Origin of the sequence: Streptomyces sp. NPDC001549 (assembly GCF_042894025.1) — a bacterium.
In the GTDB taxonomy this organism is placed as follows: domain Bacteria; phylum Actinomycetota; class Actinomycetes; order Streptomycetales; family Streptomycetaceae; genus Streptomyces; species Streptomyces kutzneri.
Window position 1 is genome coordinate 61,807 of sequence record NZ_JBIAVJ010000007.1, and the last position, 12,469, is coordinate 74,275.

The following is a 12,469-nucleotide window of genomic DNA, read 5'->3' on the forward strand; positions in this document are numbered from 1 at the left end:
GGTGGTGCGTGCCTACTGGTTGCCGCAGGCGGAGGTGGTCACGGGCCCGTCCAGCCAGGGCAGGTCGTGGCCCATCCGGTCCCGCTTGGTGCGCAGGTACCGCAGATTGTGCTCGCCGGCCTCCATCGGCATCGGCTCCCGGCTGGTGACCGTGATGCCGTGCCGGACGAGGGCGTCGGACTTCTCGGGGTTGTTGGTCATCAGCCGGACGTCGTGCACGCCGAGGTCGGCGAGGATCTGGGCGCCTGCGCCGTAGTCGCGGGCGTCGGCGGGCAGGCCGAGCTCCAGGTTGGCGTCGAGGGTGTCGCGGCCGCGCTCCTGGAGCTCGTACGCGCGCAGCTTGGAAAGGAGTCCGATGCCGCGGCCCTCGTGGCCGCGCAGGTAGACGACGATGCCGCGGCCCTCGGTCTTGATGCGTTCCATGGAGGCGTGCAGCTGGGGGCCGCAGTCGCAGCGCTGGGAGGCGAAGATGTCGCCGGTCAGGCACTCGGAGTGCATGCGGACCAGCATGTCGGTGCCGTCGCCGATCTCGCCGTGGACGAGGGCGACGTGCTCGACGCCGTCGACGGTGGAGCGGTAGCCGTAGGCGGTGAACTCGCCGAAGGCGGTCGGCAGGCTGACCTCGGCCTCGCGGCGCACGGTGGGCTCGGCGGAGCGGCGGTAGGCGATCAGGTCCTCGATGGAGATGATCGTCAGGCCGTGCTTGCGGGCGAAGGGGATCAGCTCGGGCAGGCGCAGCATGACGCCGTCCTCGCCGGCGATCTCCACGATGGCACCGGCCGGGCGCAGGCCCGCGAGGCGGGCGAGGTCCACGGCGGCCTCGGTGTGGCCGTTGCGGACCAGGACGCCGCCGGGCTTGGCGCGCAGCGGGAAGATGTGGCCGGGGCGGACGAAGTCGCCGGGCTCGGAGACCCCGTCGGCGAGCAGGCGCAGCGTGGTGGCGCGGTCGGCGGCCGAGATGCCGGTGGAGACGCCGTGGGCGGCGCTCGCGTCGACGGAGACGGTGAAGGCGGTCTTCATCGACTCGGTGTTGTTCTGGACCATCTGCGGGAGTTCGAGCCGGTCCAGCTCGGGGCCCTCCATGGGGGCGCAGATCAGGCCGCGGCACTCGCTCATCATGAAGGCGACGATCTCGGGGGTGGCCTTCTCGGCGGCGATGACGAGGTCGCCCTCGTTCTCGCGGTCCTCGTCGTCGACGACGACGACGGGTCGGCCCGCCGCGATGTCGCGGATGGCCTGCTCGACGGGGTCGAGGCGGAAGGTCTCTTCGGGGATGTCGGGCACGGGCTTGAGGGTGGTCATGCCGTTGCTCCTTCCAGGGCCTGGGCGGGGTTGGTGCGAGAACGCTGGTACCAGTCGTAGGCGCCCCACAGCACGAGGGCGAAGTACACGACGTAGACGAGGCCGGAGAAGGCCAGTCCGTTGTTGAAGGCGAGGGGGACGCCGACCAGGTCGACGAGGAGCCAGGCGAACCAGAACTCGACGAGGCCGCGGGCCTGGGCGACCATCGCGACGATGGTGCCGACGAAGATGTACGCGTCGGCCCACGGGCTCCACGACAGGTGCGGGAAGAGCGTGAAGAGACCGCCGACGGCGAGGGTGCCGAGCGCCGCTCCGGCGAGGAGCAGGGCGCGCTCCTTCCAGGTGGCGGTGCGCACGGCGATGGAGCCGTCCTGGGCCTGCTGCCGGCCGCGCTGCCAGGCGCGCCAGCCGAAGACGGCCACGCCGATGACGAGGAGCTGCTTGCCGACGCCGCCCGCGAGGTGCGCGGAGGCGTAGGCGGCGATGAGGATCAGGCCGGAGAGGAGCTGGGCGGGCCAGGTCCATATGGAGCGGCGCCAGCCGAGCGCGAGCGCGGCCAGGCCCATCAGGTTGCCGATCATGTCGGACCAGATGACCTTCTGGCCGAAGACGGTGAAGGCCTCCGCGTTGAGCCAGGTCAGGGCGCTCAACGGTCGTCTCCCGTCGCGTGCAGCGGGTTCACTCCGGCGGCCAGCAGACGCTCGACGTACTTCGCGAGGACGTCGACCTCCAGGTTGACCGGGTCGCCGCTCTGCTTGATGCCGAGGGTGGTCAGCGCGAGCGTGGTGGGGATGAGGCTGATGGTGAACCAGTCGGCGGCGGCCTCGACCACGGTGAGGCTGACGCCGTCGACCGTGATGGAGCCCTTCTCGACGACGTAGCGGGAGAGGTTCGCGGGGAGGGCGACCTTGACGATCTCCCAGTGCTCGGAGGGGGTCCGGGAGATGATCTCGCCGGTGCCGTCCACGTGCCCCTGGACCAGGTGGCCGCCGAGCCGTCCGCCGAGGGCCATCGGGCGCTCCAGGTTGACCCGGGAGCCCTGGGTCAGGGCGCCGAGGCTGGAGCGGTTCAGGGTCTCCTGCATGACGTCGGCGGTGAACTCGCCGTCCGCGGTCTCCACCACGGTGAGGCAGACGCCGTTGACCGCGATGGAGTCACCGTGCTTGGCGCCTTCGGTGACGAGGGGGCCGCGCAGCCGGAAGCGGGAGGCTTCCTCGAGCTGCTCGACAGCGGTGACCTCGCCCAGTTCTTCGACGATTCCGGTGAACACTCAGTGCTCCTTGGTGGCGGTGGTGGCGGTGACGGGGACGAGGACTGCGGTGATGCGGAGATCGGGGCCGATGCGGACGGCCTCGGTGATGTCGAGGCGCTGCGCACCGGAGATGTTCTTGATCCCGGCGTCGGCGAGGGCCGCGGGGCCGGCGCCGAGCAGGGCCGGGGCGATGTAGCCGATGACGCGGTCGACGGCGCCGTCTTCGAGGAAGGCGCCGGCCAGCGTGGGCCCGCCTTCCAGCAGGACGGAGCGCACGCCGCGCCGGAACAGCTGGGTGAGGAGGTCGTGGACGCCGACGCGGCCGTCGTGCAGGGGCAGCCGGAGCAGTTCGACGCCGGGCAGGTGCCGGGTGTCGGCGTCCTCGCCGACGACGAGCAGGGTGGGCGCGGCGTCGTCGAGGATGCGGGCGGTCGGCAGGAGCGCGGCGCGGGCATCGAGGGCGATCCGCAGCGGCTGCGTGGCGCCCTCCACGCCGCGGACGGCGAGGTGCGGGTCGTCGGCGCGCAGGGTGCCGCCGCCGACGAGGACGGCGTCGCTCTCGGCGCGCAGCCGGTGGACGTCGGCCCGGGACTCGGCGGAGCTGATCCAGCGGCTGCTGCCGTCCGCGGCGGCGCTGCGGCCGTCGAGGGTGGCGGCGTACTTCCAGGTGACGTGCGGCCGGCCCAGGCGTACGGAGGTCAGCCAGGCGGCGTTGCCCGCCTCGGCCTCGTCCGCGAGGAGCCCGGCCGTGGTGTCGATCCCGGCCGCGCGCAGGGTGGCGCCGCCGCCGCTGGCCTGCGGGTTCGGGTCGGAGACGGCGTAGACCACGCGGGTGATCCCGGCGCCTGCGAGGGCCTGGGCGCAGGGCCCCGTACGGCCGGTGTGGTTGCAGGGTTCGAGGGTGACGTAGGCGGTACCGCCGCGGGCGGCCTCGCCTGCCGCGCGCAGGGCGTGGACCTCGGCGTGCGGGCCGCCGGCCCGCTCGTGCCAGCCCTCGCCGGCGATCTCGCCCGAGGCGTCGGTGATGACGCAGCCGACGACCGGGTTGGGGCTGGTGGAGCCGAGTCCGCGGGCCGCGAGCTCGATGGCTCGGCGCATGGCACGGGTGTCCGCGTCGGGTGCTGCGTGCGCGGCGTGTGTCGCCACCGGGTCCTCCTGCCTCATCGGGCACGGACTCCGGGGCCTGTCGGGATACGACAGATGAAGCGGTACAGCACACAGGGGACGCCGAGGCCGGAAAAACGGTTCGACCGGGCATATCCGCAGGGATATGCCGACGAACCGCCGACGGCGGCGTACCGGTGACTGGCCCGCCGCGCACTGCCTCCCATCCGGACTTTAACCGTCGGTCCAGGAATCTCACCTGGTCAACCGGCCGCTGGCTGCGGACGGGTCGCGGACTATAACCGCCGGTTCGGAATTACACCGACCCCGGAGTGCGCTGCTACTGGTACTCCAGCCAGTCTGCCACGGGTGATCGGGCACCATGCGGGTGATGTGGTGTGGCCTGGCTCACAGAGCGGACACCGCCGATGCGGACTTTGTCAAGTCAGGCGGGGTTGGTCCAGACCTATTGACGAGGTGGTCTAGTCCTCTTAACGTTCCCTTCATCTTCCCGGGAACAGCCCGTCAGATGTGCGCACGTCACGGGCCAACACGCTTCCGCACCACACCTGTTGCTTCATGTTGTGTCCAGTTGTGTCCTGCATCCTCCCCTCCCCAGGAGGCACAATGCCGTCCCCCACACGTACGAGAGCGATGCTCCTGGCATCCGGCGCAGCGATCGCCGGACTCCTGGTGGGCGGGCTCTCGGCGGGCGTCTCGCACGCGGCCGACAACGAGGGCTGTCGCCCAGACGGGCTCTACAAGACCGCCGGCGTCGACGTCCCCTACTGCTCGGTCTACGACACCGAAGGCCGAGAGAAGATGGGCGCCGACCACCAGCGCCGCGTCATCGGATATTTCACCGGCTGGCGCACCGGCAAGGACGGCGCCCCCGCCTACCTCGCCAACAACATCCCGTGGTCCAAGGTCACCCACCTGAACTACGCGTTCGCCCATGTGGGCGCCGACAACAAGATCTCCGTCGGCGCGGACGGCGTGAACAACGCCGCCACCGGGATGACCTGGCCCGGCGTCGCCGGCGCCGAGATGGACCCGGCCCTCCCCTACAAGGGCCACTTCAACCAGCTGACGAAGTTCAAGAAGCAGTACCCGGACGTCAAGACGCTGATCTCGGTCGGCGGCTGGGCGGAGACCGGCGGTTACTTCGGTGACGACGGCAACCGGGTCGCCTCCGGCGGCTTCTACTCGATGGCCACGAACGCCGACGGCTCGGTCAACCAGGCCGGCATCGACACCTTCGCCGACTCCTCGGTCGAGTTCATCCGCACGTACGGGTTCAACGGCGTCGACATCGACTACGAGTACCCGACCACCATGAAGGACGCCGGCAACCCGCTGGACTGGCAGCTCGCCAACGCCCGCCGCGCCGGCCTCGTCCAGGGCTACGCGGCCCTGATGAAGTCCCTGCGCGAGAAGCTCGACCGCGCGGGCGCCGCCGACGGCAAGCACTACCTGCTCTCCGTCGCCGCCCCCTCCTCCGGCTACCTGCTGCGGGGCATGGAGACGTTCCAGGTCCAGAAGTACCTGGACTACGTCAACATCATGTCCTACGACCTGCACGGTGCCTGGAACGAGTACGTCGGCCCCAACGCCTCGCTCTTCGACGACGGCAAGGACGGCGAACTCGCCGCCGCCGGCGTCTACTCCACCTCCCAGTACGGCGGCATCGGCTACCTCAACACCGACTGGGCGTACCACTACTTCCGCGGCTCGATGCCGGGCGGCCGGATCAACATCGGCCTGCCGTACTACACCCGCGGCTTCAAGAACGTGCAGGGCGGCACGGACGGCCTGTGGGGCAAGGCCCCCGCGACCACCTGCCCGGCCGGCGCGGGCCTGACCAAGTGCGGCGACGGCGCGGTCGGCATCGACAACCTGTGGCACGACAAGGACACCAACGGGGCCGAGTCCCCGGCGGGCTCCAACCCGATGTGGCACGCGAAGAACCTGGAGAAGGGCGTCGTAGGCGACTACGTCACCACGTACGGCTTCCCGGCGAACACCACGCTGACCGGCACCTACGTCCGCAAGTACGACTCCACCCTGGTGGCGCCATGGCTGTGGAACGCGCAGAAGAAGGTCTTCCTGTCGACGGAGGACGAACAGTCGGTGGCCTCCAAGGCCGACTACGTGATCAACAAGGGCATCGGCGGCACGATGGTCTGGGAGCTCGCGGGCGACTACGCGTACAACGCGGCCAAGGGCCAGTACGAGATGGGCGACACGCTCACCGACACGATGTACCAGAAGTTCAAGTCGGCCTCCCCCTACGGCGCGAAGAAGGCGGGCGCCACCGCCCTGCCGACCCAGGCCGTGGACATCAGGACGGAGTTCACCGAGTTCAAGCTGGGTGACTCCAACTACCCGCTCACCCCGAAGCTGAAGATCACCAACAACACGAACGCCACACTGCCCGGCGGCACCGAGTTCCAGTTCGACTACGGCACCTCGGCCCCGAACAACGCCTCCGACCAGTCCGGCTTCGGCACGACCGTGATCAGCAGCGGCCACACCGGCACCAACGTCGGCGGCCTGAAGGGCGACTTCCAGCGGGTCTCCCTGAAGCTCCCGGCCTGGCAGACCCTGGCCCCCGGCGCCTCCGTCGACCTGGCGTTCAACTACTACCTGCCGGTGTCCACGCCCTCCAACTGGACGGTGAAGATCTCCGGCACCACCTACGCCCTCGCCGGCGACCTGGCCCGCGGTACGACGCTGGTGCAGCCCGGCGGCACCCAGCCCCCGACCACTCCCCCGACCACGCCTCCCACCACCCCGCCGACCACTCCCCCCACGACCCCGCCGACCACGCCTCCGGGCGGGACCTGCACCAGCCCGGCGTACGTGGCGGGCACGGTCTACAACAGCGGCAACGTCGTCTCCCACAAGGGCCGCAACTGGAAGGCCCAGTGGTGGACGCAGAACGAAGAGCCCGGCACCACCGGTGAATGGGGCGTCTGGAAGGACCAGGGCGCCTGCTGACCCCCTGCACCCTGGCTGATCCATGAGTGAACGTGAGGACCCGGTGGCCCGGCGGCCACCGGGTCCTCGCTCGTTCCGCGCGCACCCGGCCTCGTACGCTGCACCGGTGATCACACACATCACCGCGTCCGACGCGGACTTCGAGGAAAACCGTCCCCGGATGTTCGGCATCGCCTACCGCATGCTCGGGTCCGCCGCGGAGGCCGAGGACACCGTGCAGGAGGCGTACCTGCGCTGGGCGTCCGCGGACCGCGAGGAGATCGAACACCCCGGCGCCTGGCTCGCCAAGGTCGTCACGAACCTGTGCCTCAACACCCTCACCTCGGCGCGGGTCCGGCGCGAGGCGTACGTCGGCCCCTGGCTCCCGGAGCCCGTCCTCACCGGGGACGGCACGCTCGGCCCGCTGGAGTCCGCGGAGCAGCGGGACAGTGTGTCCATGGCCCTGCTGGTGCTGCTGGAGCAGCTCACGCCGGTGGAACGGGCCGTCTACGTCCTGCGTGAGGCCTTCGCCTACAGCCACCGGGAGATCGCCGGACTCCTGGACCTGACCGAGGCCAACTGCCGCCAGCTCTACCGGCGGGCAGCCGGCCGGGTGGCCACGGACCGGCCCGCCGCGCCGGAGCCGCGCTTCGCACCGGACCCCGAACGGTGGCAGAGCCTCGTGGAAACCTTCATGACGGCGGCGCGCGGCGGGGACCTGGCCCGGCTGGAGGGGCTGCTGACGGCCGACGTCCGGTTCGTCTCCGACGGCGGAGGGGTGGTCAACGCGGCGCTGCGGCCGATCCTGGGGCGGGAGAAGGTGGCCCGGTTCGCGATCGGGGTGCTCAAGAAGTTCGCCGGGGACCTGCCGGTCAGCGTCGCGGAGATCAACGGGGTACCGGCGCTGCTCTTCGGCGAGACGGCCGTTCTTCTGGTGGAATTCGAGAACGGGCTGGTCAGCGGGCTCAGCACGGTACTCAACCCGGAGAAGCTGGAATTCCTCCAGCGGCAGCTGTCACATACCTGAGGGCCGTCCGGTCTCCGCTGCTGAAGGAACCACATCGGCGAAAGGCGGACCCCATGAGCACCATCCTCGTCACCGGCGGCACCGGCACCCTCGGCGTGCTGGTCGTGGACCGGCTCCGGAACGCGGGCCACGAGGTCCGCGCGCTGGGCCGGCACGCCCCGGAGTACCCGGTCGACCTGTTGGACGGCAGCGGGCTGGACGCGGCGACGGCGGGTGCGGAGGTGATCGTGCACTGCGCGAGCAACACGCGCGGCGGGGGCAAGGACGACGAAACCGCCACCCGGCACCTCATCGAAGCGGCCCGGCGGGCGGGGACCGTCACCAACATCGTCTACATCTCGATCGTCGGGGTGGACGTGGTGCCGCTCGGCTACTACCGGACGAAGCTGGAGGTCGAGCGGCTGCTGGAGGCGTCCGGGCTGGGCCTGACCATCCTGCGCACGACGCAGTTCCACGACCTGGTGGCGCAGCTGGTGGACACGGCGGCGAAGCTGCCGCTCGTGCCGGTGCCGAGCGGGGTACGCGTCCAGCCGATCGCCGTCGGGGAGGTCGCGGACCGCCTGGCGGAACTGGCCGTCCCGACCCCGTCGGGCCGGGTCCCGGACATGGGCGGCCCGGAGATCCACACCCTGCCGGACCTGGCCCGCACCTACCTGACGGCGACGGGCCGCCACCGCCGGGTGGTCCCCCTCCCCCTGGCGGGCAAGGCCTACGCGGGCTTCAAGCGCGGCGGCAACCTGACCCCGTCCCACGCGGTGGGCCACCTCACGTTCGCGCAGTTCGCGGCCGGGCGGGGGCAGGGGCGATAGGGGCTCCGACGGACGGGGCTCGGGCGGGCGGGAGCCGGGCGGGCGGGATCAGAGAAGCGCGGCGGGGGCGTGGGTGTGCGGGAGCCACTTGATCGGCATCAGAGATGCCCAGGCAGATCCCAGTGGGCACGGTCCAGAGGCGGGGCCCATGACAGCCCCCTGCCGGGTCGGGGGAAGCGCATCCAATCGCTACGCGCTCCTGACGTCTCAGCGTCCGACGACCGCCTTGGGCTGGACAAAGGCCGCCCACGGCCCAGCGACTTCTCGCTCACAGCGTCCGACGACCGGCCGGGGCTGGGCATAGGCCGCCCACGACCAGCAGGCGCGCTCCTCTCGGGAGGCGTCTGACGGCTGACCGGGGTGGAGAAGCGTGGGACAGCGGCTATTTCGTCGTGGACGCGGGTCAGCGGTACCGAGGGTCATCAGCTGCCATCGGCTCCGGCTGGGGTGTCATCCTGTGGTCGCCCCCGCCTCAACCCGTCGGCGGACGCCGAGCACCCACCCTGCACCCGAAGCTTGACAACGTCGGATCTCACCGGGGGGCGCACATGACCACGCATGCCAGGGACACAGCAGCAGCCGAGACGCCATTCGGCGCGCCGGCCAGCCGCAAGCCCGTCGAGCCCGTTCCCCGCTGGGCGGTCAGGGCGGCCCATGCCATCCCGCTGTGTGTCCTGCCGTCCGGGTTATGGCGTGTCGCGCTGGTGCTGGGCCTGGCCGGCTACAACACGGACTACCACTGGGCGGTATGGGAACGCCCGTACGTGATCGGGCTGTCCGTGGTCTCCGAAGGACTCGCGCTGTTCGCCCTCGGGCTGGTCCGGCCGTGGGGTGAAGTCGTGCCGCGCTGGGTGCCGGGGCTGCACGGTAGGCGGATCCCGACCCCGACGGTGGTCATTCCGGCCGCACTCGGGGCAACGCTGATCACGATGTTGTGCGCGTACGCCCTGCTGAACCAGATCTTCGGTTTCGTGGAGCCGATGAACGAGAACGGCGACGGTGGTCCTACCAGCGGACCGGCCGCCTGGGCGCTGTGGGCGGCGTACGTACCGCTCCTCGCCTGGGGCCCGCTCCTGGCGATCCTCACCGTCGCGTACTACCGACGCCGCCGAGCGAACGACGCATAGGCCGACCACGACCCGTAGGCGCTCCTCTTGGAAGGCGTGGGACAGCGGCTATTTCGTCGTGGATGCGAGTCAGCACAGATGGGTGACCCGAAGGGCCGACCGTTTGCCCCGATTTCCCCTGTTCGGGCATGAGCTTGTGGAGGGATGCTCGCGCTGACCCGGCTCTACGACGGAATAGCCGAGCTGTCAGCCCTTGACCCCCATACGCCACTCTGATGCCGATCAAGAGGCTCCCGCTTTCCGAAGCCCCCGCCCCACCACCCGACCCCGGCCGAGCAGCTCCCGCCCACCGAAGCCCCCGCCCCGTCCGCTCCACCCCCCGAAGCCCCCGCCCCTACCCCCGAACAGCACCGCCTGCGCGGACTCCCGCGCTGCCAGTTCGGCTCCCGCCAGGACCGCCGGGTCGCCCAGGGTCGTGGCGCGGATCTCCGTCGGGACCGGGGTCAGTTTCGCCACGCGGTGGGCGACCCGGGCGGCCAGGGCGGGGCCGCCTGCGCGGCCCAGTTCGCCCGCCAGGACCACGCAGCCCGGGTCCAGGATCGCCGCGGCGGCCGCCGCGCCCAGCGCGAGGCGTTCGGCCAGGGCTTCGAGGAAGGCCTCCCCTGCGGCTCCGGCCACGGCCTCCTCCGCCGGGCCCGTGAAGCCGTGGGCGCGCGCCAGCGCGGTCACGGCTTCACGGCCCACCAGGGCGTGGAATCCGCCCGCGCAGTCCTCGGCCGACGGCAGGCCGGCGGTGCCCGGTACCGGCAGGAAGCCGATCTCGCCCGCCCCGCCTGAGGCGCCCCGGCGCAGCCGGCCGTCCAGGACCACGGCCGCGCCCACGCCCGCGCCGAGCCACAGCAGGACGAAGGAGTCCAGGTCGCGGGCCACGCCCAGGCGCTGCTCGGCGAGAGCGGCCAGGTTGGTCTCGTTCTCGACGACGACCACGGCGGGCAGGCTCCGCTGCAGGGCGGTGACCAGGTCCCGGTGCCAGGCCGGGAGGCCGCTGGTGTCGCGGAGTTCGCCGGTGGCCGGGGCGACCAGGCCCGGGGCGCCTATGACGACGGTGTGCAGCTCGGCGGCGCCGGCTTCGCGTGCGGTGCGCAGCAGGGCGGCCACCGCGTCCTCGGGGGCGCCGACGGGCAGGGCGGCTTCGGCGAGGGGGCGGCCGAGGAGGTCGGTGACGACGGCGGTGACCCGGTCGGTGCGCACGTCGAGGGCGGCCAGGTGGGCGCGGTCGGCGACGATCCCGTACAGCTTGGCGTTGGGGCCGCGGCGCTGTTCGCCGGATTCGCCGGCGACTTCGATGAGTCCGGCTTCGGTGAGCCGGTCGACGAGGTCGGCGACCGAGGGTCGGGAGAGGCCGGTCATGGTCTTGAGCTGGGTGGCCGTCAGCGGCCCGGATTCCTGGAGGAGTTGCAGGGCGAGGCGGTCGTTGATGGCCCGGGCCGTGCTGGGCGAGGCGGGGGACGGTGCCGGGGTGGTGGTGGGGGCAGGAGTCACGGAGCCCATCCTAGGGAGTCGGGCCCATTATCTATCAGGCAGGGTCCCTGATAGTTTAATCGTCATGACCGGGGACACCGACCTCAGCCCGGCGCGCCTGCGCCATGCCCGCTACGCCATCGCCGCCGTCTTCTGCACCCACGGTGCCGTCACCGGCTCCTTCGCCACCCGTATCCCCTGGATCCAGGAGCACGCCCAGCTCAGCGCTGGCACCCTGGGCCTGGCCCTCGCCGCCCCCGCCGTGGGCGCGGCCCTCGCGATGCCGCTGGCGGGCCGGATCAACCACCGGCTCGGCGCACGCGCGGCGCTGCGGGCCCTGCTCTCGCTGTGGACCCTCTCGCTGATCCTGCCGAGCCTCGCCCCGAACCTGCCCGCCCTCTGCTTCGTGCTGTTCGTCTACGGGGCCACCGCCGGCATGTCGGACGTGGCGATGAACGCGCTGGGCGTGGAGACGGAGAACCGGCTGGGCCGCTCGATCATGTCCTCGCTGCACGGCATGTGGAGCGTGGGCGCGCTGCTCGGCTCGGCGGCGGGTACCGTCGCCGCGCACACCGGGGCCGACGCCCGGCTGCACCACCTGGTCGCCGCGCTGGTCCTGACGGCGGGCGGGCTGTTCGCCGTACAAGGTGTGCTGGACCTGAGGGCCGACCAGGAGGCGCAGGCGCCGCCGCACTTCGCGCTGCCGCCGAAGTCGGCGCTGCTGATCGGGGCCGTCGGGTTCTGCGCGGTCTTCGCCGAGGGCGCGAGCCTGGACTGGTCGGCGGTCTACCTGCGGGACGTCCTGCACACGGACGCGGGTCTGGCGGCGGCCTCCACCACCGCCTTCGCGCTCACCATGGCGTTGGCCCGGCTGGTCGGGGACCGGGTGGTGGACCGGTTCGGGGCGGTGCGCACGGTCCGGGCGGGCGGGGTGGTGGCCACCGCGGGCGGGCTGCTCGTGGTCGGGGTCCGGCATCCGGCGGGCGCGCTGGCCGGGTTCGGGCTGATCGGGCTCGGGATCGCGGTGGTGGTCCCGCTGGCCTTCGCGGCGGCGGGGCGCAGCGGCCCGGCGCCGGCGCAGGCCATCGCCGGGGTCGCGACGATCACGTACACCTCGGGGCTGATCGCCCCGTCGGCGATCGGCGCGGTGGCGGACGCGTCCTCGCTGGTGGTGTCCTTCGGGCTGGTCACGCTGCTGGCGTTCGCGCTGATCGCCGGTGCCGCGGTACTGCGCCAGGGGCCGCCGGTGGGGCAGGCTGGGGGCGATCTCGGCGGGGTGACGGCGAAGTCCGACCCCACCGGCCTCGACGAACCCGCCAAAACCCGGCCGTAACATGTCCACTGGCCGCAGCGGCACGTACCCCGTGCGCTGCGGCCTCGATGTGTGAGCAGTGAGCAGCAGCCGGAG

The 12,469-nt window shown here is 71.7% G+C and carries 10 protein-coding genes and 1 riboswitch; of the genes, 5 read left to right on the top strand and 5 right to left on the bottom strand.

Annotated elements, in window-relative coordinates; all coding sequences use genetic code 11:
* Positions 1 to 12: 12 nt before the first annotated feature.
* From ACFY04_RS14225 to ribD, 4 genes are read right to left on the bottom strand one after another with little or no spacing between them, the layout of a single operon-like run.
* Positions 13 to 1,302, bottom strand: coding sequence for a bifunctional 3,4-dihydroxy-2-butanone-4-phosphate synthase/GTP cyclohydrolase II (locus ACFY04_RS14225; RefSeq protein ID WP_389116624.1), 1,290 nt, complete (start codon positions 1,300 to 1,302; stop codon positions 13 to 15).
* The gene (pnuC, locus tag ACFY04_RS14230; protein WP_382546263.1) at positions 1,299 to 1,952 is read right to left on the bottom strand and encodes a nicotinamide riboside transporter PnuC; all 654 of its coding nucleotides are present in this window, start codon (positions 1,950 to 1,952) and stop codon (positions 1,299 to 1,301) included. Before pnuC ends, ACFY04_RS14225 begins: the two co-directional genes overlap by 4 nt.
* Positions 1,949 to 2,572 (bottom strand): riboflavin synthase, encoded by a 624-nt coding sequence (locus ACFY04_RS14235; protein WP_389116626.1) that lies wholly within the window; start codon positions 2,570 to 2,572, stop codon positions 1,949 to 1,951. Before ACFY04_RS14235 ends, pnuC begins: the two co-directional genes overlap by 4 nt.
* The gene (gene ribD, locus ACFY04_RS14240) at positions 2,573 to 3,718 is read right to left on the bottom strand and encodes a bifunctional diaminohydroxyphosphoribosylaminopyrimidine deaminase/5-amino-6-(5-phosphoribosylamino)uracil reductase RibD (RefSeq protein ID WP_389116627.1); all 1,146 of its coding nucleotides are present in this window, start codon (positions 3,716 to 3,718) and stop codon (positions 2,573 to 2,575) included.
* Between the two features lie 149 nt (positions 3,719 to 3,867).
* Positions 3,868 to 3,998: riboswitch (FMN riboswitch) on the bottom strand.
* Positions 3,999 to 4,285: 287 nt separating this feature from the next.
* On the opposite strand from ribD, the gene ACFY04_RS14245 reads away from it, so the two are divergent.
* The 4 genes from ACFY04_RS14245 (at position 4,286) to ACFY04_RS14260 (ending at position 9,600) form a co-directional block, all read left to right on the top strand.
* Positions 4,286 to 6,658, top strand: a complete 2,373-nt coding sequence (locus ACFY04_RS14245; RefSeq protein ID WP_389116629.1) for a chitinase C-terminal domain-containing protein — start codon at positions 4,286 to 4,288, stop codon at positions 6,656 to 6,658.
* A gap of 106 nt (positions 6,659 to 6,764) precedes the next feature.
* Complete coding sequence (locus ACFY04_RS14250) at positions 6,765 to 7,664, top strand: RNA polymerase sigma-70 factor (protein ID WP_389116631.1); 900 nt, start codon at positions 6,765 to 6,767, stop codon at positions 7,662 to 7,664.
* Between the two features lie 53 nt (positions 7,665 to 7,717).
* The gene (locus ACFY04_RS14255; RefSeq protein WP_389116633.1) at positions 7,718 to 8,473 is read left to right on the top strand and encodes an SDR family oxidoreductase; all 756 of its coding nucleotides are present in this window, start codon (positions 7,718 to 7,720) and stop codon (positions 8,471 to 8,473) included.
* A gap of 548 nt (positions 8,474 to 9,021) precedes the next feature.
* Positions 9,022 to 9,600 (top strand): hypothetical protein, encoded by a 579-nt coding sequence (locus tag ACFY04_RS14260; RefSeq protein ID WP_389116635.1) that lies wholly within the window; start codon positions 9,022 to 9,024, stop codon positions 9,598 to 9,600.
* A gap of 222 nt (positions 9,601 to 9,822) precedes the next feature.
* Here ACFY04_RS14260 and ACFY04_RS14265 read toward each other — a convergent pair whose 3' ends face one another.
* The gene (locus ACFY04_RS14265) at positions 9,823 to 11,091 is read right to left on the bottom strand and encodes an ROK family protein (RefSeq protein ID WP_389116638.1); all 1,269 of its coding nucleotides are present in this window, start codon (positions 11,089 to 11,091) and stop codon (positions 9,823 to 9,825) included.
* A 55-nt stretch (positions 11,092 to 11,146) separates the two neighbouring features.
* On the opposite strand from ACFY04_RS14265, the gene ACFY04_RS14270 reads away from it, so the two are divergent.
* On the top strand, positions 11,147 to 12,394 hold the full coding sequence (locus ACFY04_RS14270; protein ID WP_389116639.1) for an MFS transporter: 1,248 nt from the start codon (positions 11,147 to 11,149) through the stop codon (positions 12,392 to 12,394).
* Positions 12,395 to 12,469 lie beyond the last annotated feature (75 nt).